A 21,372-nucleotide genomic window follows, 5' to 3' on the forward strand; every position below is an offset into this window, starting at 1 on the left:
AATCAAGACACAATATAAACCCCCGCCCCCGTCGCCAGCAACTTTCCATCGGCCCCAGAAAAAGACATGCGTGTGGAAGCGACACGCGAGCCCAAGCGCAGCGTTTCCGCTTGCAGCTCGAACGTGGCGCCGATGCCGGGGCGCAGGTAGTCGATGCGCAGGTCGATGGTACCCAGCTTGGCGAAACGATGCAGCCGTTGCGCCGGCGGCTCGTCCATGTGGCGTGCGCCGATGGCGGCCATCACCGCCAGCCCCCCCATCGCGTCCAGGCCGGCGCTGATAACGCCGCCGTGGACGCGGTGGTAAGCATAATGCCCAACCAGCTCGGGACGCATGTCGATGCGTGCGCGCACTTGGTGCGGCGCGATGTCGGTGATCCGCAGGCCGAGCACCCGGTTGAAGACGATTTTGTCTTCAAAAATTTCCCGCACGCCGGCGATGAACTCGGGCTCGAAGGCGATCGCAGGGTCAGGGGAAGCGTCACGTGTCATCGTGGGGCCACCTTTCGGGAAACGATTATCGGGCACCTGGGTAAAGGCCGCCGTCCACGACGGTCGTGGACAGTGGCCCCAGAGTTATCCCGGCCAACGAAATGTCGGCCTGCGCGCCGCCGCTCAAAGGCGGCTGAAGTCGGGGGTGCGCTTTTCCAAAAAGGCGGCAAACGCCTCTTTCGCAGCCGGCTCGCGCAGCATGCGGCCAAAGATCGTCCCTTCCTCGGCCATACGCTGCAGGACCGCGTCTTGCTGCGCGCCTTTCATCAGGCGCTTGGTCTCGACCAGCGACGTCAGCGGTTTGGCGGCCAGCTTGCGCGCCATCTGCTGGGTGTAGCCGTTGGTCTCATGGGGTGGCAATACTTTGTTGACCAGGCCCACCTCCAGCGCCGCTTCGGCGTAGATCGGCTCGCCCAGCAGCAGCGCCTCGGCGGCGCGGTGGTAGCCGAACATCTGCGGCGCGATCAGGCTGGAGGCGCCTTCGGCGCACAGGCCCAGGTTGACGAACGGCATGGAAAACGCCGCGTTGTCCCCGGCGTAGACCAGGTCGCAGTGGAACAGCATCGTCGTGCCGATGCCCACGGCGGGGCCACACACCGCCGCCAGGAGGGGCTTGGGGAAGGTTGCAATCGAGCGCAGAAACCGAAACACGGGGCTGTCGGTGCCCGCCGGCGGCTGGTGGAGGAACTCCTCGATATCGTTGCCGGCGCTGAACATGGCCTCCTGGCCCTGGATGACGACCACCCGCACCGAGGTGTCGTCGGCACCTCGCTCGAGCGCCTCGGCCAGGGTGGCGTACATCGCACTGGTCAGCGCGTTTTTGCGTTGCGGGCGGTTGAGGGTCAGCGTCAGCACGCCGCCCTCGGTGTGCTGCAGGATATCCTGGGTTGTGGTCACGGTGTCGCCTCCAGTCGTCACGGGCATCATACCCGCTCGAAGATGCCGGCCGCACCTTGCCCCATGCCGACGCACATGGTCACCATGCCGTAGCGCAGCTGGTGGCGGCGCAGCGCGTGCACAACGGTGGCCGAGCGGATGGCACCGGTGGCCCCCAGCGGGTGGCCCAGCGCGATGGCGCCGCCCATCGGGTTGACCTTGGCGGGATCCAGGCCAAGCTGGTTCATCACCGCCAGCGACTGCGCGGCGAACGCTTCGTTGAGCTCAATCCAGTCCAGGTCGTCTTGCTTGAGGCCGGCGGCCTTGAGCGCGGCGGGGATGGCTTCGATCGGGCCGATGCCCATGATGTGCGGCGGCACCCCACGGCTGGCGTAACTGACAAAGCGCGCCAGCGGCTGCAGGCCAAAGCGCTTGATGGCGTCCTCGCTGGCCAGGATCAGGGCGCCGGCGCCATCCGAGGTCTGCGAGCTGTTGCCCGCCGTGACGCTGCCCAGCCCGGTGGGCGTGAGGTCGGCGCGGCGTGGCGTGGCGAACACCGGGCGCAGCTTGGCCAGGGCTTCCAGGGTGGTGTCGGCACGCGGGCCCTCGTCCAGATCGACGGTGCGGCGCTGGATGCCGACTTCGCCCCGGTCCAGGTCCAGCGTGCGCTCTTCCACCTCCACCGGCGTGATCTCGTCGCGGAACTCGCCGGCCTGCTGCGCGCGGATGGCGCGCTGGTGCGACTGCAGCGCAAATTCGTCCTGCGCCTGGCGCGACACCTTCCACTGCTGCGCCACCTTCTCGGCGGTCAGCCCCATGCCGTAGGCGATGCCGTAGTCGTCCACATCGTCGGTGTTGGCAAAGATCGCCGGGGAGAGGCTGGGCGTGTTGCCCATCATCGGCACCATGCTCATGCTCTCCACGCCGGCGGCAATCATCACGTCGGCCTCGCCGACGCGGATGCGGTCGGCGGCCATCTGCACCGCCGACAGACCGGAGGCGCAGAAACGGTTGACGGTGATGCCGCCCACGCTCTTGGGCAGACCGGCCAGCACCGCGCCGATGCGCGCGACGTTCAAGCCCTGCTGCGCCTCGGGGATGGCGCAGCCGCAGATCACGTCTTCGATGGCGGCCGGGTCGAGCGAGGGCACCTGCGCCACGGCGGCGCGCAACACGTGCGCCAGCAGGTCGTCCGGTCGGGTGTGGCGGAAATAGCCCTTGTGGGACTTGCCGATCGGTGTGCGGGTGGCCGCGACGATGTAGGCGTCTTGTCGGGTTTTCATGTCGGGTGTCTCCGCGGGTTCAGTTGCGCAGGGGCTTGCCGCTGTCGAGCAAGGCCATGATGCGGGCCTGCGTCTTGGGTTGGACGATGAGGGCGCAGAATGCCTCGCGCTCCAGCTTCATCAGATAGTCCTCGGACACCAGCGTGCCGGCCTCGACATCGCCGCCCGTGACCACATGGGCGATGCGGCTGGCGATGTGGAAGTCGTACGCGGTGATGAAACCGCCGTCGCGCATATTGACCAGCGAGCCCAGGATGGTGGCCTTGCCGCTGCGACCCGCCACGGGGAAGCGGCGCTGCAGCGGCGGCCGGTAGCCGCCCGTGGCCAGGGCCTGTGCCTCGCGCACGGCGACGAACAGCAGCTCGTCACGGTGCGGCACGATGACGTCGCTGTCCAGCAGGTAGCCGAGCTTGCGGCTTTCCAGCGCACTGGTGCCCACCGTGGCCATCGCCGCGGCCTTGAAGCCCTCGGTCAGGAACGGCAGCAGGTCGGTGCCGGTGCTGGCACGGGCGTTTTCCGCGGCGCGGCGGGCGAGGTAGGTCAGTCCCCCGGCGCCGGGGATCAGGCCCACGCCCACTTCCACCAAACCCATGTAGCTTTCCATGTGCGCCACGCGCCGCGCGCAGTGCACGGCCAACTCGCAGCCGCCGCCCAGCGCCATGCCGCGTACCGCCGCCACCGTGGGCACCTGGGCGTAGCGCAGGCGCAGCATGACGCGCTGCATTTCCGCCTCCACGGATTCGATGGCCTGCACGCCCATCGCGGCAAACGCCGGCAGCGTGGCCTGCAGGTCGGCCCCGACCGAAAACGGCTCGTCGCCCGACCACACCACCAGGCCCGCGAAGCGCGCCTCGGCCTCCTCCACCGCGCGGTCCAGCCCTTCCACCACCGCCGGGCTGATGGCGTGCATCTTGGTCTTGAGGCTGGCGATCAGCACGTCGTCCAGCCCGGCGCGCGGCAGCGTCCACAGGCGGATCGCGTCATCCTCATAGACCGTGGCGCCATCGGTGCGCCAGTCCGGCCCGCCTTCGCCGAAGACGCGCTCGCGGTAGAGCTGGCGCGCGTGCACCGGCAACGTGCGCGGCGGCTCGAAGCGGCCGGTGGCCGGGTTCCACGAGCCTTCCGGCTGGTGCACGCCGCCGCGCTCGGCCACCGGGCCCTCGAACACCCAGGCCGGCAGCGGCGCCGAGCACAGCGCGCGTCCGGCGTCGATGTCTTCCTGCACCATGCGCGCCACCTCCAGCCAGCCGGCCTGCTGCCACAGCTCGAACGGGCCCTGCTGCATGCCAAAGCCCCAGCGCATGGCCTGATCGACGTCGCGCGCCGTCTCGGCGATCGCCTGCAGGTGCAGCGCCGCGTAGTGAAAGCCGTTGCGCAGGATCGCCCACAAAAAGCGCCCCTGCGGCCCCTCGGCGTGACGCAGCAGCTTCAGGCGCTCGGGCGCGGGTTTTTTGAGCATGCGGCCATAGACCTCGTCGGCCTTGGCGCCGGCGGGCACGTAGTCGCCGCTGGCCAGGTCGAAGCGCAGCACGTCGCGCCCGACCTTCTTGTAAAAGCCCGCCTTGGTCTTCTGCCCCAGGTGGCCCTTGTCGAGCAGCGCCTGCAGCACCTTGGGCGTCTCGAACGTCGGGTAGAACGGGTCGGTCTCGGGGCTGAGCTGGGTCTGCATCGTGCGGATGACGTGCGCCAGCGTGTCCAGCCCCACCACGTCGGCGGTGCGGAAGGTGCCGCTGGAGGCGCGCCCGAGCCGCTTGCCGGTCAGGTCATCGACGACGTCGAACGTCAGGCCGTGCCGCTCGGCCTCGATCATCGTCGAGAGCATGCCGGCGATGCCGATGCGGTTGGCGACGAAGTTGGGCGTGTCCTTGGCGCGCACGACGTTCTTGCCCAGCGTCGTGGTGACGAACCCCTCCAGCGCATCGAGCACGTCGGCGCGCGTCTCGGGCGCGGCGATCAGCTCCACCAGCGGCATGTAGCGCGGCGGGTTGAAGAAGTGGATGCCGCAAAAGCGCGGCCGCAGTTCGGTCGTCAGCGGCTCGGCCAACTGGCAGATCGGCAAGCCCGAGGTGTTGGTGGCCAGGATGGCATGCGCGGCGAGGTGCGGCGCGATGCGAGCGTAGAGCTGGTGCTTCCAGTCCATGCGCTCGGCAATGGCCTCGATGACGAGGTCGCACTCGCCCAACAAGGCCAAGTGCTCGTCGTAGTTGGCCGGCCGGATCAGGTCGGCGTCGTCGGCCACGCCGAGCGGGCTGGGCTTCATTTTTTTGAGGTTGGCGATCGCCTGGCGGGCGATGGCGCTCTTGTCGGCGCCGTCTTTGGCCAAGTCGAACAGCACCACCGGCACCTTGACGTTGACCAGGTGCGCGGCGATCTGCGCCCCCATGACGCCGGCGCCGAGCACGGCGACGCGTTTGACGGTGAATCGGGACATGATGAATCCTTGCAATGGGCGGGGCGCGTCAGTTCGCGCGCACCCAGGTCTGCGTGCGGCCGATGAACAGGATGGAGCCGCGCACCTCCAGCTTGGCGCCGCCCTCCACGGGGGTCAGGCGCACGTTGTAGGTCTTGCCGTTTTCGGGGTCGAGGATGGTGCCGCCCTCCCAGACCGCCTTGCCCGGCACCTGCCGCACGCCGCGGATGATCTCCAGCCCGACGATGGGCTGGTCCTTGCGGTCGTCGGTGCAGGCGGTGCAGCGGCGGTTGGGGTCGGCGCCCTTGCGCAACAGCTTCTCGACGCGCCCGGTCAGCACGCCGTCCTGCTCGGTGATGACGACCTCGCTTTTGACTTCCTTCGTGTCATCGTCGATGGTGTGCCAACGGCCGACGGGGGTGGGGTTGGCCCAGGCCGGGGCGGCCAGGGCCAGCAACAGGGCAGCGATGCGGTACCGCATGGGTCGTCTCCTCTGCGCGTGGGCGATCAGGCCAGTGCCGCGTCGGTGTCCATGAGCGCCGCGCTGCCGGAGCGGGCCAGACGCATCAGCGTCGCGGTCTCCGGGAACAGGCGCGCGAAGTAAAAGCGCGCCGTCTGCAGCTTGGCGGTGTAGAAGGGGTCGGTGCTGCCGGCGGCAATCGCCTTGAGCGCCACCGAGGCCATGCGCGCAAAGAAGTAGCCAAACACCAGGTGGCCCGCCACGCGCAGGTAGGGCACGGCGGCAGCACCGGCCTCGTCGGGGTTTTGCAGCGCCTTGAAGCCGATCTCGGTGGTGAACTTGGTCATCTGCTCACCCAGGTACGCCAGCGGGTTGATGAACTCGGCCATCTTTTCGTTGACGCCTTCTTCCTCCACCAGCGCGGCGACCAGCTTGCCGAACTTCTTGAGCGTGGCGCCGTTGTTGGCCAGCACCTTGCGGCCCAGCAGGTCCAGGCTCTGCACGGTGTTGGTGCCCTCGTAGATCATGTTGATGCGGGCATCGCGCACATACTGCTCCATGCCCCATTCCTTGATGTAGCCGTGGCCGCCGAAGACCTGCAGGCAGTGGTTGGTCGCCTCGAAGCCGTTGTCGGTGAGGAACGCTTTGGCGATCGGCGTCAGCAGGGCCAGCAGATCGGCGCTGTCCTTGCGCACCTTCTCGTCGGGGTGGTGCAGTTCCTTGTCCAGCAGCAGCGCGCAGTAGATCAACAGGGCCCGCCCGCCCTCGGCGTAGGCCTTGGCCGTCAGCAGCATCTTGCGCACGTCCGGGTGCACGATGATGGGGTCGGCGGGCTTGTCCTTGGCCTTCGGGCCCGACAGGCTGCGCATCTGGATGCGGTCTTTGGCGTAAGCCAGCGCATTCTGGAACGCCACTTCGGTCAGGCCCACCGACTGGTTACCCACGCCCAGGCGGGCCGCGTTCATCATCACGAACATGGCCTGCAGGCCCTTGTTGGGCTGGCCCACCAGCGTACCGACCGCGCCGTCCAGGATCATCTGACAGGTGGCGTTGCCGTGGATGCCCATCTTGTGCTCCAGGCCGCCGCAGTAGATGGCGTTGCGCTCGCCCAGGCTGCCGTCGGGGTTGACCAGGAACTTGGGCACCAGGAACAGGCTGATCCCCTTGCTGCCGGCCGGGGCGTCGGGCAGGCGGGCCAGCACCAGGTGCACGATGTTGGCGGCCAGGTCGTGCTCGCCGGCGGAGATGAAGATCTTCTGCCCGGTGAGTTTGTAGGTGCCGTCGGGCTGCGGCTCGGCCTTGGTGCGCAGCAGGCCCAGGTCGGTGCCGCAGTGCGGCTCGGTCAGGCACATGGTGCCGGTCCACTCGCCGCTGGTCAGCTTGGGCAGGAACAGCGCCTTCTGCGCCTCGGTGCCGTGGGCGTGCAGGCATTCGTACGCACCGTGGCTCAACCCGGGGTACATGGTCCACGCCTGGTTGGCGCTGTTGAGCATCTCGTAGAAGCACTGGTTGACCACGAAGGGCAGCCCCTGGCCGCCATAGGCCGGGTCGCACGACAGCGCGGGCCAGCCGCCGGCCACATACTGCTCGTACGCGGCCTTGAAGCCCTGCGGCGTGGTGACGGTGTGGGTGGTCTTGTCGAGACGGCAGCCCTCGGCGTCACCGCTGATGTTGAGCGGGAAAGTCACCTCGGCGGCAAACTTGCCCCCCTCCTCCAGCACGGCGTTGATGGTGTCGGCATCCACCTCGGCATGCGGCGGGCAGACTTTGAGCTCGTCGACGACGTGAAAGACTTCGTGCAGCATGAACTGCATGTCGCGCAGGGGCGGGGTGTACTGGGGCATGGTGGTCTCCTTGGACGCGGGTGAACGGTGGGGGGTTGAAGGGGCTGGCGCTCAGGGCTGGTAGCGCGCCAGAATGTTGTCGAAACCGGTGCGGGCATGGTGCAGCCCGGCCGGGCTGCGCAGAAAGCGCGCCTCGTAATGCAGCGCAAGGATCAGGCCGTGGATTTCGAAGGCGATCTGCGCGGGGTCGGCGTCGGCGCGCAGGTGGCCTTCGTCGATGGCGATGCGGATGGCGCGCCGCACGGCCGACTGCCAGGTGTTGACCGTGTCCACGAGCGCATCGCGCACGGGGCCGGGGCGGTCGTCGAACTCCACCGCGCCGCTGATGTAGATGCAGCCGGAGTCGATCTCCAGCGACGTCTGGCGCATCCAATGGTCGAACAACGCGCGCAGCCGCGGCAGCCCGCGGGGCGCAGCCAGTGCCGGGTGGAACACATCGCGCTCGAAGCGCGCGTGGTACTCGCGCACGACGGCGATCTGCAGCTCCTCGCGCGAGCCGAAGTGCGCGAAGACGCCGGACTTGCTCATGCCCATCAGCTCGGCGATGGCGCCGATGCTCAGACCCTCCAGCCCGACGTGCGAGGCCAGCCCGAGCGCCGCATCGATGATGGCGGCTTTGGTCTGCTGCCCCTTGTGCGGGGCGCGCTCGGCGCTGCGGCCGCGGGCGCGGGCCGCCGGGTGGGCGGCGTCGATGTCGGCCATGCAAGCCTCCAAAATAAAACGAACGGTCGTTCTATTCTAGAGGTAGACGAGGTGCTGTCAATCCCCAAATCCTAGGGAAAACCCTGGGTTTGACCTGCCCGGGCGCCAACCCAGTAGATCGCGCTGGCGCCCAGCATGAGCGCCAAAGCGCGGACCGTGTCAGTGCGAGCGGATCATCGTGCCGAAGGGCTGATCGCCCAGCACCTCCAGCAGGATGGCGTGCGGCACGCGCCCGTCGATGATGTGCACCGCCTTGACGCCGCTCTTGGCCGCATCCAGCGCGCCGGCGATCTTGGGGATCATGCCGCCGCTGATGGTGCCGTCGGCCACCAGCTCGTCGATGCGCCGCGGCGTCAGCTCGGCCAACAACTGGCCGTCCTTGTCCAGCACGCCGCGGATGTTGGTCAGCATCAGCAGCTTTTCGGCCTGCAGCACGGTGGCGAGCTTGGCCGCCACGACGTCGGCGTTGATGTTGTAGCTCTCGTTGTGCTCGCCAAAGCCGATCGGGCTGACGACCGGGATGAACTGGTCCTCCTGCAGCGCGCGCACGACGCTGGGGTCGATGGAGACGATATCGCCGACCTGGCCGACGTCGTGCTCGACGTTGGGGTCGTTGACGTCCACCATGCGCAGCTTGCGCGCGCGAATCATCGCGCCGTCGCGCCCGGTCAGGCCGACCGCCTTGCCGCCGGCGCGGTTGATGAGGCCGACGATGTCCTGCTGCACCTCGCCGGCCAGCACCCACTCGACCACTTCCATCGTCTCGGCATCGGTCACGCGCATGCCCTGCACGAAGCGGCCCTCCTTGCCCAGGCGTTTGAGCAGCGTCTCGATCTGCGGGCCGCCGCCGTGCACCACCACCGGGTTGATGCCGACCAGCTTGAGCAGCACCACGTCCTCGGCGAACGCCGCCTGCAACTCGGGGTCGGTCATGGCGTTGCCGCCGTACTTGATGACCATCGTCTTGCCGTGGTAGCGGCGGATGTAGGGCAGCGCCTGGGACAGGATTTCGGCCCGGTCCGGCGGGGCCACGTGGGACAGGTCGCGAGGGGTATGGTTCATGACGGATGGGGCGGCTACGATAGGCGTTCTGTATCTGGCGGAGGTCATTGTGCCGCAAGAAATCGAACTCAAGTTCGCCCTGCCGGGCGTGCGCGCCGACGACGCCCTGCAGCGCCTGCGCCGCCACCCGCTGTTGCGCCGACGCCCCATGCGGCAGCAACGGCTGGTCAACCGCTATTACGACACCCCGGATGGCTGGCTGCGCACCCAGCGCTGCGCCTTGCGCATGCGGGGGATCGAGGCACTGCCGGGAAAGGCGTCCCCGACCGGGCAGCCGACGCCAGGCACGCCTGCGAGGCGCACCTGGGAGCAAACCCTCAAGACCGCCGGCCACGGCAGCGGGGCCTTGAGCGTGCGCGGCGAATGGACCACGCCGCTGGCGCGGCCGGTGCTGGATCGGGCGGCGCTGCTCGCCACCGCACTGGCGGCGGCCCCCGATCTGGCGCAACGGCTCGACGCCCTGCAGCCGGTGCACGAAACCCGCTGCCTGCGCACGACCTGGACGGTGCGGGGAGGCGACGGCAGCGTCGTCGAAGTCGCGCTGGACGCGGGGGACATCCGCGCGTCAGGCGGCCGGGCGCCGCTGCTGGAGCTGGAACTGGAGCTGCTGGCCGGCGACCCCGCCGCCCTGCACGCCCTGGCCGACGCGCTGGCCAGCGACCTGCCGCTGCTGCCTGCCCGCACCAGCAAGGCCGAGCAGGCCCAGCGCCTGGGCGATGGCACGCTCGATCAACCCGTCGTCGCGCGGCCGCTCGATCTGCCGCGCCACGCCGACCCGATGGCCGTCGCCCGCGCCGCGCTGGGCGATGCCCTGGGGCAGCTGTGCGACAACCTGCTGCTGGCGGCCCGCCACGACGACCCGGAAGCCGTGCACCAGGCCCGGGTGGGTTGGCGACGCTGGCGCAGCCTGCTGCGCCTGCTGCGCCCGTGGCTGCCCGCCCCGCCGGCGCACGACGCGCTGCGCCCCTTGCTGGCCAGCCTGGGCACGGTGCGCGACCTGGACGTGGCGCTCACCGAGACGCTGCCCCTCTGGGGCCCGTTGTTCGTGGAAGACGACACCGCGCACCCCGACCGCCTGCGCGCCTGGCAGCAGGCAAGCCGGCGGCTGACCGCCAGCGTGCGGGCCGCCCGGCGGGCGCTGCGTGCGCAATTGAGCGATCCGGCGACCGCGCAGGCCTTGCTGGCCTGCGCCACATGGCTGCAGCAGTTGCCCGGACACGTCGAGGCCCCCGCCGGCTGGGCCGTCGAGCGCTTGGGCCGCTGGCATGCGCGACTGGCGCGCAGTCTTCGGGAATCGGCCCATCCCGCCGACGCCCAGACCACGACCGACGCCCTGCACGCCGCCCGGTTGCTGGCCAAGCGCCTGCGCTACGGGGCCGAAGCCGTCGCGCCCACCCTGCCCGACAAAGCCGCCCGGCGCGTCCATCGCTGGCAGCGCGACGCCCGCACGTGGCAAAGCCGCATCGGCCGCTGGCGCGATACCCAGCGCGCCGCCGAGCTGCTGGCCGAACACCGCGCCGATGCGGCCCTGACCGGCTTTTTGCGCGGGGTGGCGCTCGCCGGCCGGCGGGCCGAAGCGCACACCGGCGACTGATGCCGCCACCCCGATCCGGCGACGCCCCTTGTGCACCGGTCGGGCCAGGAACTCGCGGCGGCCTGTCAGCGTCCGACGATAACCCCGCCTCCAACATGGACAAAACCATGCCGCCTCCCGAGCCGGCCCGCGCCGACGACAGCCGCCCCACCCCCGCGTGGCACGCCCTCGAGGGCGACGCGGTCTTGCAGCAGCTGCACACCACCGCGCACGGCCTGAGCGCGGCCGATGCCACCGCGCGGCTGGAGCGCCACGGCGAAAACCGGCTGGCGGACACGCCACCGGTGCCGCTGTGGCGGCGCGTCGCGCGCCAGTTCGACAACCTGTTGATCTGGGTGCTGCTCGCCGCCGCCGCCATCACCGTCGCCATCGGGCACGGCATCGACGCCGTCGTCATCGTGGCGGTGGTCGTGCTCAATGTGACGATCGGCCTGATTCAGGAAGGCAAGGCCGAACGCGCCCTGGCCGCCATCCGCAACCTGCTCGCCCCCCGCGCGCACGTCTGGCGCGACGGCCATTTGGTGGAAATCGACGCCGCCCACCTGGTCCCGGGCGACATCGTCCAGGCCGCGGCCGGCGACAGCCTGGCGGCGGACGTGCGCTGGCTGCAGGTGCACGAACTGCAGGTGGACGAAGCGGCGCTGACCGGTGAGTCCGTGCCCGTGGACAAGCGCGCCGACCCCGTCCCCACGGAGGCCATGCTGGGCGACCGGCGCAGCATGGGCTACGCGGGCACGCTGGTGACCCGTGGCCAGGGCCGCGGGGTCGTCGTGGCCACCGCCATGGCCACCGAAATGGGCCGCATCGGCCGACTGTTGCAGGACGTGGGCGACACGACCACCCCCCTGGTGCGCCAGATGGCCCAACTGGGCCGCTGGATCACGCTGGTCGTGCTGGCCGCCGCCGCGCTGCTGTTCGTGTTCGGCTGGTGGGTGCGCGGGCTGCCGGCACTGGACACCTTCATGGCGGCCGTGGGGCTGGCGGTGGCGGCCATCCCGGAAGGGCTGCCGGCCATCATGACCATCACGCTGGCCATCGGCGTGCAGCGCATGGCGCAGCGGCGGGCCATCGTGCGGCGCTTGCCCGCGGTGGAAACGCTGGGCTGCGTGACGGTGATCTGCTCCGACAAGACCGGCACCCTCACCCGCAACGAAATGACCGTGCAGCAGGTGGTGCTGGCCGACGGCCTGGTGGATGTGGAGGGCGTGGGCTATGCGCCGACGGGGGCGCTGCTGCGCGGCGACGTGCCGCTGCAGCCCGCCGAGCTGTGGCGCGAGGCACCCGCCCTGCTCGCGCTGGCCGAAGGCGCGGCCCTGTGCAACGACGCCGAACTCCTTCAGGGCGAAGGCGGCGCCAACGACTGGCGGCTGTCCGGCGACCCCACCGAAGGCGCCCTGCTGACGCTGGCGATGAAAGCGGGGCTGGACCCCGTCCGACTGGCTGAGGAGCGCCCGCGCGTGGGCGTGCTGCCCTTCGAATCCGAGCGCCGCTACATGGCCACAGCCCACCGCCGCGGCGATGGGGCCGCCACGCGCATCGACATCTGGGTCAAAGGCGCGCCGGAGCGGCTGCTGGCGATGTGCAGCCACGAGCTGGACGCTCACGGCCGCCCCCAGCCGCTGCGCCGCGCCGAGTGGGCCGATCAGGTCGAACGGCAAGCCCGGCAAGGCCGGCGCGTGCTGGCCATCGCCACCGGTACCCTGCCGAGCCACCGCCCGTTCACCCACGACGCCGTGGCCGGGGATCTGGTGCTCGTCGGGCTGGTCGGCATCATCGATCCGCCGCGCGAGGAAGCCAAAGCCGCCGTCGCGCAATGCCGTGCCGCGGGCATCCGGGTCAAGATGATCACCGGCGACCATGTCGTCACCGCCAGAGCGATCGCGCATCAGCTCGGCCTGGGATCGGGCGCCCCGGCGCTGTCCGGGCAGGCGATCGAGGCGCTGGACGACGCCGCGCTGCGCGAGGCCGTGCAAACCACCGACGTGTTCGCGCGCGCGGCGCCGGAGCACAAGCTGCGCCTGGTGCGCGCGTTGCAGGCCAACGGCGACATCGTGGCAATGACCGGGGACGGCGTCAACGACGCCCCCGCGCTGAAGGCCGCCGACGTGGGCGTCGCCATGGGGCACAAGGGCACCGAGGCCGCCAAACGCGCCGCTGCCATGGTGCTGGCCGATGACCATTTCGCAACCATCGCCCACGCGGTCGAAGAGGGCCGCACGGTGTACGACAACCTGCGCAAGGTGATCACGTTCTTGCTGCCGATCAACGGCGGCGAGTCGATCTCGCTGCTGGTGGCGGTGCTCTTTGGCCTGGCGCTGCCGATCGCGCCCGTGCAGATTCTGTGGGTGAATATGGTCAGCTCGGTGGCGCTGGCCATGGTGCTGGCCTTCGAGCCGACCGAAGCCGACGTGATGCGCCGCCCGCCCCGCCAACCGGGCGAACCCATTTTGAGCCGCTTCGTGCTGTGGCGCATCGGACTGGTGTCCGCGCTGTTCGCGGTGGGCATCTTTGGCGTCTACCGCTGGGCGCTGGATGCGGGCCACCCGGCCGACGTGGCGCAAACGCTGGCGGTCAACACGCTGGTGGCGATGGAGATTTTCTACCTGTTCAGCGTGCGCTACCTCAAGGCGCCGTCGTTCACCTGGACAGGCGTGCGCGGCACCCCCCGGGTGCTGGCGGCCGTGGCCGTCGCCTGCGGGCTGCAGGCGCTGTTCACCTACGCGCCCTTCATGCAGGGCTGGTTTGGCAGCGCGGCCCTGCCCCTGCCGTTGCTGGCCCTGAGCGCCGGCGCCGGCGTGGCCGTGCTGGCGGTGCTGGAGCTGGAAAAGGCGCTGCTGCGCGCGACGCGCTAGACTAGTGGGCTTTTCCCCGTCCAGCCCCTGGATCTACACCACGCACCGCTGACGCCCCATGAGCAAGAAAGTCTACATCCGCACCTTCGGCTGCCAGATGAACGAGTACGACTCGGCCAAGATGGCCGACGTGCTGGCCGCCGCCGAGGGCTACGAGCCCACCGATGACCCCGATCAGGCCGACCTGATCCTGTTCAACACCTGCTCCGTGCGGGAAAAAGCCCAGGAAAAGGTCTTTTCCGACCTGGGCCGCGTCAAGCACCTGAAGCAAAAAGGCGTGCTCATCGGCGTGGGCGGCTGCGTGGCCAGCCAAGAGGGCGAGGAAATCATCAAGCGTGCGCCCTACGTGGACGTGGTGTTTGGCCCGCAAACGCTGCACCGCCTGCCCGAGCTGCTGCGCCAGCGCCAACAGCAGGCGCGGCCGCAGGTGGATATCAGCTTCCCCGAAATCGAGAAGTTCGACCACCTCCCCCCCGCGCGGGTGGAGGGCGCGTCGGCCTTCGTCAGCATCATGGAGGGCTGCAGCAAGTACTGCAGCTATTGCGTGGTGCCGTACACGCGCGGCGAGGAGGTCTCGCGCCCGCTGCAGGACGTGCTGGTGGAGGTGGCGGGTCTGGCCGATCAGGGTGTCAAGGAGGTGACGCTGCTGGGCCAGAACGTCAACGCCTGGCGCGGCGAGGAGGGCGAGGACTTTGCGCTGCTGCTGGAGTGCGTGGCCGAGATCCCCGGCATCGAGCACATCCGCTACACGACCAGCCACCCCAACGAATTCACGCCGCGCCTGATCGAGGCCTACGCGCGCATCCCGCAGCTGGTCAGCCACCTGCACCTGCCGGTGCAGCATGGCAGCGACCGCATCCTGATGGCGATGAAGCGCGGCTACACCGCGATGGAATACAAGAGCACGGTGCGCAAACTGCGCGCGGTGCGGCCGGACCTGAGCCTCTCGAGCGACTTCATCGTCGGCTTTCCCGGTGAAACGGAAGAGGACTTCGCCAGGCTGATGAAGCTGGTGGAAGACGTCGGTTTCGATGCGAGCTTCAGCTTCATCTTCAGCCCGCGGCCGGGCACGCCGGCGGCCAACCTGCCGGACGACACGCCGCACGAGGTCAAGCTGCGCCGCCTGCAGACCCTGCAGAAGGCGCTGGAAGCGAATGTGGCGCGCATCAGCGCCAGCCGCGTCGGCACCGTGCAGCGCATCCTGGTCGAAGGTCCGTCGAAGAAGAACCCACAGGAACTGATGGGCCGCACCGCCTGCAACCGCATCGTCAATTTCGACGGCGGGCCCCACGGCCAGCGCCTCATCGGCCAGATGATCGACGTGCGCATCACGCAGGCGCTGCCGCACTCGCTGCGCGGGGAGGTGGTGGTGCGTGAGGCAGTCGCAGCCTGACGCCAACGGCCCCCAGCTGACACCGCATCGTCCACGGCGCGATCGCCCCCCGCACGGGCCCTGCCTCCCCCAACTGGGGGATGGTCTGCTGCGCTCCCCTGCCGCAGAATGATCGCGTCACACGAATGGCACGGTCTTGGGGAGTGGAGCGATGCGGCACAAGGACCGCAGGGTTGGGCGTGGGATCACGCTCGTGGAGTGTCTGGTCGGCTTGGCGGTGCTGGCCATTGTGTTGTCGGCCGGGCTGCCTGCCTACACCGGTTGGCGTGAATCGACCCGCTTGCGGGGCGCGGCCGATCGGTTACACAACGATCTTCGGCTGGCCCAGTCGGAAGCGCACCGGCGGCTGTCCAACGTGGCGGTGAGTTTTCGCCGCACGGCGGATGGGGGCTGGTGCTATGGCTGGCGGCTGGAGACCGCCTGCGACTGCGAACAGTTGCAGCACTGCGTCATCGACGGCACAGAACGGGCGGTGCGCAGCGACGACTGGCCGGGCATCGACCTCGCACCCGGAATCGCGGGGAACACCTTGATTTTCAACCCTCGCCGCAGCACCGTCACCGCCGGCCACATCACCGTGGTGGGTGCATCCGGCGACCAGCTTCGCGTGGTCGTCAGCGGCATCGGCCGCATCCGGCAATGCGCCCCCGGCGGGGGTCTGCTGGGCCTGTCCGAGTGCGAATGAGGCGCCTCGGGCAGAATGCGGACCGTCTGATCGCTGGAAAGCCACATGCACCTCGCCACCTGGAACGTCAACTCCCTTTCCGTCCGACTGCCGCACCTGCTCGACTGGCTGGCCGACCATCCGGTGGATGTGCTGGCGCTGCAGGAACTCAAGCTCACCGATGACAAGTTCCCGGCCCAGGCGCTGGAACAGGCGGGTTACGCGGCCGCGTGGTTGGGTCAAAAGACCTACAACGGTGTGGCCTTGCTGGTGCGCTCGCCCGGCTCCCTGGGGGAGGTGCAGCGCAACATCCCGGGGTTCGAAGACGAACAGGCGCGCGTGATCGCGGCCACGGTCCAACCGGCATCGGGCATGCCACCGCTGCGCGTGATCGGGGCCTATTTTCCCAACGGACAGGCCCCGGGCAGCGACAAGTTTGCCTACAAGATGCGCTGGCTGGACGCGCTGCGCGCCTGGGTCGCGCAGGAACTGGCCCGCCACCCGCGGCTGGTGCTGATGGGCGACTTCAACATCACCGTGGACGACGACGACGTGTGGGACCCGGACGGCCTGCGCGACACCATCCACTGCACGCGCGAGGAGCGCGCGCAACTGCAGGCCCTCAAAGACCTGGGGTTGCACGACGCCTTTCGGCTGTTCCCGCAGCCACCCAAAAGCTATTCGTGGTGGGATTACCGGCAGCTCGCCTTCCCCAAAAACCGTGGGCTGCGCATCGACCACATCCTGATCAGCGACGCGCTCAAGCCCCACGCCGTGGCCTGCACCATCGACCGCGCGCCCCGCAAGCGCCCGCAACCCAGCGATCATGCGCCGGTGGTGCTGACGCTGGCCGTCACTCCAACCCCAGCTCCTGAATCTTGCGGGTGATGGTGTTGCGGCCGATGCCCAGGCGTTGCGCGGCCTCGATGCGCCGGCCCCGCGTCGCCTGCAGCGCCGTCTGGATCAGGCGAGTTTCCACCCGCCGGATCAGGGCGTCCCACACATCGTGGCGCCCCTCGGCCAGCAGGGCCATGGCCTCGGCCTGCAGCGCGGCCTCCCACGCCTGAGGCGTGCCGGCCGCGGCCGAGGCGGGCGGCACCACGGCGCCCCCCAGCGCCCAGGCGGGGGGCATGGGCGCCTGCGGCGTTGCCGGGGCGTCGGATGGGACGGATAGGGCAGACGGGGCCGGTGCTGAGGCGGCTGGCTCCGCGGCGGACGGTTGGCGCCGCTCGTTCAGCGCGGCCAGCACTTCCGGGGGAAGATCCTTGACCTCGATGACCTGGGCCGGCGCCATCACCGTCAGCCAGTGGCACAGATTCTCCAGTTGCCGGACGTTGCCGGGGAAATCAAACGCGCTGAGGACCTCCAGCGCCGCGTCGGACAGGCGCTTGGGCTCCACCTCCAACTGGCGCGCGCTGTGTTGCAGAAAGAAGCGGGCCAGCAGCGGAATGTCCTCGCGCCGCTCGCGCAGCGGGGGCAGGCGCAGGCGGATCACATTCAGGCGGTGGTACAGGTCCTCGCGAAACGCCCCTTCCTTGACCCGCTGCTCCAGGTTCTGGTGGGTGGCGGCGATGACACGCACATTGGCCTTGATGGCGCTGTGGCCGCCGACGCGGTAGTAGTGGCCGTCCGAGAGCACGCGCAGCAGCCGGGTCTGCAGCTCGAACGGCATGTCGCCGATTTCGTCCAGGAACAGGGTGCCCCCCTCGGCCTGCTCGAAGCGGCCGCGGCGCAGGGTCTGGGCGCCGGTGAAGGCGCCGCGTTCGTGGCCAAACAGTTCGGACTCCAGCAAGTCCTTGGGGATGGCGGCGGTGTTGATGGCGACGAACGGCCCTTTGGCCCGCGGCGAATGCTTGTGCAACGCCCGCGCCACCAGCTCTTTGCCGGAGCCGGACTCGCCCGTGATCAGCACCGTGACATGGCTTTGGCTGAGCCGCCCGATGGCGCGAAACACGTCCTGCATGGCCGGGGCCTGCCCCAGGATTTCGGGCGCGGCGGCCAGGGTCTCCTGCGCCACCTCCTCGCGCTGGCTTTCTTCGACGGCGCGGCGAATCAGCTCCACCGCCTTGGGCAGGTCGAACGGCTTGGGCAAGTATTCGAACGCCCCGCCCTGAAAGGCGGCCACGGCGCTGTCCAGGTCCGAATAGGCGGTCATGATGATGACCGGCAGGGCCGGGTGCTGGCACTTGACTTTCTCCAGCAGTTCCAACCCCGATCCGCCGGGCATGCGGATGTCGCTGACCAGCACCTGGGGGCCCTCGTCCGCGCCATCGGCCAGCGCGTCGAGGACGGCCTTGGGGCTGTCGAAGCTGCGCGTGGGCAGCTCCTCGCGCGCCAGCGCCTTTTCCAGCACGAAGCGGATGGAGGGGTCGTCGTCGGCAATCCAGATCGGTTTCATGCGCGGCACTTCCTGCTCGCCCCACCGCGCCACCGGATCACGGCAACGGGATGAGGATCTTGAAATCGGTGTATCCCGGTCGGCTGTCGCACTCGATGAGCCCTTGGTGCTGCTGCACGAACGTCTGCGCCAGGGTGAGCCCCAAGCCGGAGCCGCCATCCCGACCCGACACCAGCGGGTAGAAGATGCGGTCCTTGATCTCCTCGGGCACGCCGGGACCGTTGTCGATGACATGCAATTCCAGTGCCAGGCGAAAGCGCCGCTTGCCGAAGGTGACCTGCCGCTGCACGCGCGTGCGGAAGTTGATGCAGGCATCCCCCGCGGCGATGCGGTCCTTGAGGGCATGCGCCGCGTTGTGCGCCAGGTTCAGCACGGCCTGGATGAGCAGCTCGCGGTCGCCGCGGAACTCGGGGATGGACGTGTCGTAGTCCCGCACCACGCTCAGCCCGCGCGGAAACTCGGCCAGGATGATGGCGCGCACGCGCTCGCAAACCTCGTGGATGTTGACGTCGGCCATCACGGGCGCGCGCCGGTGCGGCGCCAGCAGCCGATCCACCAGCGATTGCAGGCGGTCGGCCTCGTGCACGATGACCTCGGTGTATTCGACCAGATCGTCGCGCTCGGCCAGCTCCATCTGCAGCAGCTGGGCGGCACCGCGGATGCCCCCCAAGGGGTTCTTGATCTCGTGAGCCAGATTGCGGATCAGCTCCTTGTTCGCCTGGGCCTGCTCCAGCAGGCGCTCCTCGCGCTCCTGGCGGGTCTGCTGCTCCAGCGGCAGCATCTCGACGACGCGGTGGTCGGGCCATTCGGTGGACGCCAGCACCAAGTGCACCGGCAAGGGCTCGCGCAGCAACCGCTTGAGGTGGGTGTCGTAGCGGATGACGGCGTATTCGTGCCCGCGCGCGCCGTCCAGCGCGCTTTGCAGCAGTTCGGGCTGGGTCACCCACTCGGTCAGCGGCACGTCGGCCAGATTGCGGCGCGACAGGCCGATGGCATCCTCCAGGGCGTGGTTGGCATAGCGCACATGGCCCCGATCGTCCACCACCGCCACCAGGGTGGCCAGCAGGTCCAAGGCCGCAAAGCGCTTGTCGGCGCCGGCCGACCGCGATCGACGCGCTTCCATCGCGGTGTCAGCGCCCGCCGTCCAGACGACCGATCTCGCGGCGGATCGCAGCCACATCGGCCTCGGCCCGCTCGACCCGGGTGCGCAGCTCCTCCACCCGCGCCGTGTAGCGCGGGGAGTCGGTGCGCTCGTTGGCCAGCCGCGGCGGCTTGCCGTCGGCGTAATCGGCGCGGGCCTGGGCCAGGCGCTCCTCGGCCCGGCGCAGCTCCTGCTCCAGAATGCGGCGCGCCTCGGCATCGCGCTGGCGCTGCTGATCCGGCTCCACCCGCTCGGCGGGCGAGCGCGCGCCATTGGGTGCGGCGGCCGGTGCCGCACCGCCCGCCCCACCCGCGTTGCCCGGCGCCCCCGCCGCCCCGCCGGCGGGGCGGGTGCCTTCGACGATGGTCAGGTTGCCGCCCTGCATTTCACGGCAGCCGCGCGCCGCGGGGTTGGGGCCGGGGTTGTTGGTGTACTCGTTGCCACAGCGCCAGATGGCGCCGCCTTGCGCCCAGGCCGCACCGGCGGCGCACCACACGGCGGCCGCCCATGCGGTGGCCATGCCCGCCTTGCCCCATCGCCGAATGTTTTGCTGCAACGACATGCCAACCCTGATCCACAGAATGCGACGCGACACAGTATCGTTCAAAACGGCTGGGGGCGGCACACGGCCGCCCCCAGGGTGATTCAGCAAGCCGCCTGCCGCGGGCGGCCCGTCCGCATCACAGGCTGAAGTACATGTCGTACTCGGTCGGCGTGACCTCGACGCGGGCGCGGGTGACTTCCTGCATCTTCAGCTCGATGTAGGCATCGAGCATGGAGTCGGTGAACACACCGCCCTTGGTCAGGAAGGCACGGTCCTTGTCCAGGTAGTCCAGCGCCTGATCCAGGCTGTGGCACACGGTGGGCACCAGCTTGTCCTCTTCCGGCGGCAGGTGGTAGAGGTCCTTGGTGGCGGCCTCGCCCGGGTGGATCTTGTTCTCCACGCCGTCCAGACCGGCCATCAGCAGCGCCGCGAAGCACAGGTACGGGTTGGCCATCGGGTCCGGGAAGCGGGCCTCGACGCGGCGCGCCTTCGGATTGGCCACGTACGGGATGCGGATGGAGGCCGAGCGGTTCTTGGCCGAGTAGGCCAGCTTGACCGGGGCCTCGAAGTGCGGCACCAGGCGCTTGTAGCTGTTGGTGGTCGGGTTGGTGATGGCGTTGAGCGCGCGGGCGTGCTTGATGATGCCGCCGATGTAGTACAGGGCGAAATCGCTCAGGCCGGCATAGCCGTCACCGGCGAACAGGTTCTTGCCGTCTTTCCAGACCGACTGGTGCACGTGCATGCCGCTGCCGTTGTCGCCGTGGTAGGGCTTGGGCATGAAGGTGGCCGTCTTGCCGTAGCTGTTGGCCACGTTCCAGATGACGTACTTGAGCACCTGCGTCCAGTCCGCACGCTCGACCAGCGTGCTGAACTTGGTGCCGATCTCGCACTGGCCGGCGCCGGCCACCTCGTGGTGGAACACCTCCACCGGGATGCCCAGCGACTCCAGGATCAGCACCATCTCGGCGCGCATGTCGTGCGTGCTGTCCACCGGCGGCACGGGGAAGTAGCCGCCCTTGGTGCGCGGACGGTGGCCGCGGTTGCCGTTTTCGAACTTGGTGCCGGTGTTCCAGGGCGCTTCGTACTCTTCGATTTCGTAGAAGCAGTTGCCCGGGTTGGTGCTCCAGCGCACGCCGTCGAACAGGAAGAACTCCGGCTCGGGGCCAAAGTAGGCGGTGTCACCCAGGCCCGACGCCTTCAGGTAAGCCTCGGCGCGCTTGGCGATCGAGCGCGGGTCGCGGTCGTAGGCCTTGCCGTCGCTGGGCTCGATGACGTCGCACTGCAGGTATAGGGTCGTTTCTTCGAAGAACGGGTCGATGTTGGCGGTGTTGGGGTCCGGCATCAGGAGCATGTCCGAGGCCTCGATGCCCTTCCAGCCGGCGATCGAGGAGCCGTCGAATGCGTGGCCCGACGTGAACTTGTCTTCGTCGAAGGCGGAAATCGGCACCGTCACGTGCTGCTCTTTGCCGCGGGTGTCGGTGAAGCGGAAGTCGACGAACTTGACGTCGTTCTCCTTCACCATGTTCATCACGTCGGCGACGGTCTTGGCCATCAGTGTGCTCCTAAGAGGTTCGGGTCGAGGGAAAGGACTGAAGTCGGACAATGGAAAGCAGGTTCCATGCCAGATCCGCACATGGTGCATGCCGCCCCGGATGGAC

At 69.2% G+C, this 21,372-nt stretch carries 17 protein-coding genes; 5 read left to right on the forward strand and 12 right to left on the reverse strand.

Annotated features, from left to right (window positions below; genetic code table 11):
• Nucleotides 1-2: 2 nt before the first annotated feature.
• The 8 genes from Tfont_RS08885 to argB form a co-directional block, all read right to left on the reverse strand.
• Nucleotides 3-491: a thioesterase family protein gene (locus tag Tfont_RS08885; protein ID WP_143969167.1), complete on the reverse strand. Its 489-nt coding sequence runs from the start codon at nucleotides 489-491 to the stop codon at nucleotides 3-5.
• 123 nt (nucleotides 492-614) lie between these two features.
• The gene (locus Tfont_RS08890) at nucleotides 615-1,415 is read right to left on the reverse strand and encodes an enoyl-CoA hydratase (protein WP_143969168.1); all 801 of its coding nucleotides are present in this window, start codon (nucleotides 1,413-1,415) and stop codon (nucleotides 615-617) included.
• Nucleotides 1,415-2,650: an acetyl-CoA C-acyltransferase gene (locus tag Tfont_RS08895; protein ID WP_143969169.1), complete on the reverse strand. Its 1,236-nt coding sequence runs from the start codon at nucleotides 2,648-2,650 to the stop codon at nucleotides 1,415-1,417. Before Tfont_RS08895 ends, Tfont_RS08890 begins: the two co-directional genes overlap by 1 nt.
• Nucleotides 2,651-2,669: 19 nt before the next feature.
• Nucleotides 2,670-5,081, reverse strand: a complete 2,412-nt coding sequence (locus Tfont_RS08900) for a 3-hydroxyacyl-CoA dehydrogenase/enoyl-CoA hydratase family protein (RefSeq protein WP_143969170.1) — start codon at nucleotides 5,079-5,081, stop codon at nucleotides 2,670-2,672.
• A 28-nt stretch (nucleotides 5,082-5,109) separates the two neighbouring features.
• Entirely contained in the window at nucleotides 5,110-5,541 is a 432-nt protein-coding gene (locus Tfont_RS08905) for a DUF2147 domain-containing protein (RefSeq protein ID WP_068608856.1), read from the reverse strand.
• Nucleotides 5,542-5,567: 26 nt separating this feature from the next.
• Entirely contained in the window at nucleotides 5,568-7,364 is a 1,797-nt protein-coding gene (locus tag Tfont_RS08910; protein WP_068608854.1) for an acyl-CoA dehydrogenase C-terminal domain-containing protein, read from the reverse strand.
• Between the two features lie 51 nt (nucleotides 7,365-7,415).
• On the reverse strand, nucleotides 7,416-8,066 hold the full coding sequence (locus Tfont_RS08915) for a TetR/AcrR family transcriptional regulator (protein WP_143969171.1): 651 nt from the start codon (nucleotides 8,064-8,066) through the stop codon (nucleotides 7,416-7,418).
• A 159-nt stretch (nucleotides 8,067-8,225) separates the two neighbouring features.
• Complete coding sequence (argB, locus tag Tfont_RS08920) at nucleotides 8,226-9,128, reverse strand: acetylglutamate kinase (RefSeq protein WP_068608851.1); 903 nt, start codon at nucleotides 9,126-9,128, stop codon at nucleotides 8,226-8,228.
• A gap of 49 nt (nucleotides 9,129-9,177) precedes the next feature.
• Between argB and Tfont_RS08925 the strand changes: the two genes are divergently transcribed.
• The 5 genes from Tfont_RS08925 to Tfont_RS08945 all read left to right on the forward strand — a co-directional run bounded on the left by Tfont_RS08925 (nucleotide 9,178) and on the right by Tfont_RS08945 (nucleotide 16,519).
• Complete coding sequence (locus Tfont_RS08925; RefSeq protein ID WP_185974505.1) at nucleotides 9,178-10,722, forward strand: CYTH and CHAD domain-containing protein; 1,545 nt, start codon at nucleotides 9,178-9,180, stop codon at nucleotides 10,720-10,722.
• Nucleotides 10,723-10,829: 107 nt separating this feature from the next.
• Nucleotides 10,830-13,574: a cation-translocating P-type ATPase gene (locus Tfont_RS08930; RefSeq protein ID WP_143969173.1), complete on the forward strand. Its 2,745-nt coding sequence runs from the start codon at nucleotides 10,830-10,832 to the stop codon at nucleotides 13,572-13,574.
• Nucleotides 13,575-13,632: 58 nt separating this feature from the next.
• Nucleotides 13,633-14,967, forward strand: coding sequence for a tRNA (N6-isopentenyl adenosine(37)-C2)-methylthiotransferase MiaB (gene miaB, locus Tfont_RS08935; RefSeq protein ID WP_143969174.1), 1,335 nt, complete (start codon nucleotides 13,633-13,635; stop codon nucleotides 14,965-14,967).
• A gap of 151 nt (nucleotides 14,968-15,118) precedes the next feature.
• On the forward strand, nucleotides 15,119-15,652 hold the full coding sequence (locus Tfont_RS08940; RefSeq protein ID WP_068608845.1) for a GspH/FimT family pseudopilin: 534 nt from the start codon (nucleotides 15,119-15,121) through the stop codon (nucleotides 15,650-15,652).
• A gap of 45 nt (nucleotides 15,653-15,697) precedes the next feature.
• Nucleotides 15,698-16,519, forward strand: coding sequence for an exodeoxyribonuclease III (locus tag Tfont_RS08945; RefSeq protein ID WP_143969175.1), 822 nt, complete (start codon nucleotides 15,698-15,700; stop codon nucleotides 16,517-16,519).
• On the opposite strand, the gene ntrC is transcribed toward Tfont_RS08945, so the two are convergent.
• The 4 genes from ntrC to glnA form a co-directional block, all read right to left on the reverse strand.
• On the reverse strand, nucleotides 16,485-18,029 hold the full coding sequence (gene ntrC, locus Tfont_RS08950) for a nitrogen regulation protein NR(I) (RefSeq protein WP_143969176.1): 1,545 nt from the start codon (nucleotides 18,027-18,029) through the stop codon (nucleotides 16,485-16,487). The genes Tfont_RS08945 and ntrC overlap by 35 nt on opposite strands.
• 37 nt (nucleotides 18,030-18,066) lie before the next feature.
• Complete coding sequence (glnL, locus tag Tfont_RS08955) at nucleotides 18,067-19,152, reverse strand: nitrogen regulation protein NR(II) (RefSeq protein WP_185974507.1); 1,086 nt, start codon at nucleotides 19,150-19,152, stop codon at nucleotides 18,067-18,069.
• Between the two features lie 7 nt (nucleotides 19,153-19,159).
• Nucleotides 19,160-19,690 carry a hypothetical protein gene (locus Tfont_RS08960; protein WP_143969178.1) on the reverse strand — a complete coding sequence of 177 codons (531 nt, stop codon included), beginning with the start codon at nucleotides 19,688-19,690 and terminating at the stop codon, nucleotides 19,160-19,162.
• 160 nt (nucleotides 19,691-19,850) lie between these two features.
• Nucleotides 19,851-21,266, reverse strand: a complete 1,416-nt coding sequence (gene glnA, locus Tfont_RS08965) for a type I glutamate--ammonia ligase (RefSeq protein WP_143969179.1) — start codon at nucleotides 21,264-21,266, stop codon at nucleotides 19,851-19,853.
• Between the last annotated feature and the right edge of the window lie 106 nt (nucleotides 21,267-21,372).

The sequence above is a fragment of the Tepidimonas fonticaldi genome (assembly GCF_007556755.1).
GTDB lineage: Bacteria > Pseudomonadota > Gammaproteobacteria > Burkholderiales > Burkholderiaceae_C > Tepidimonas > Tepidimonas fonticaldi.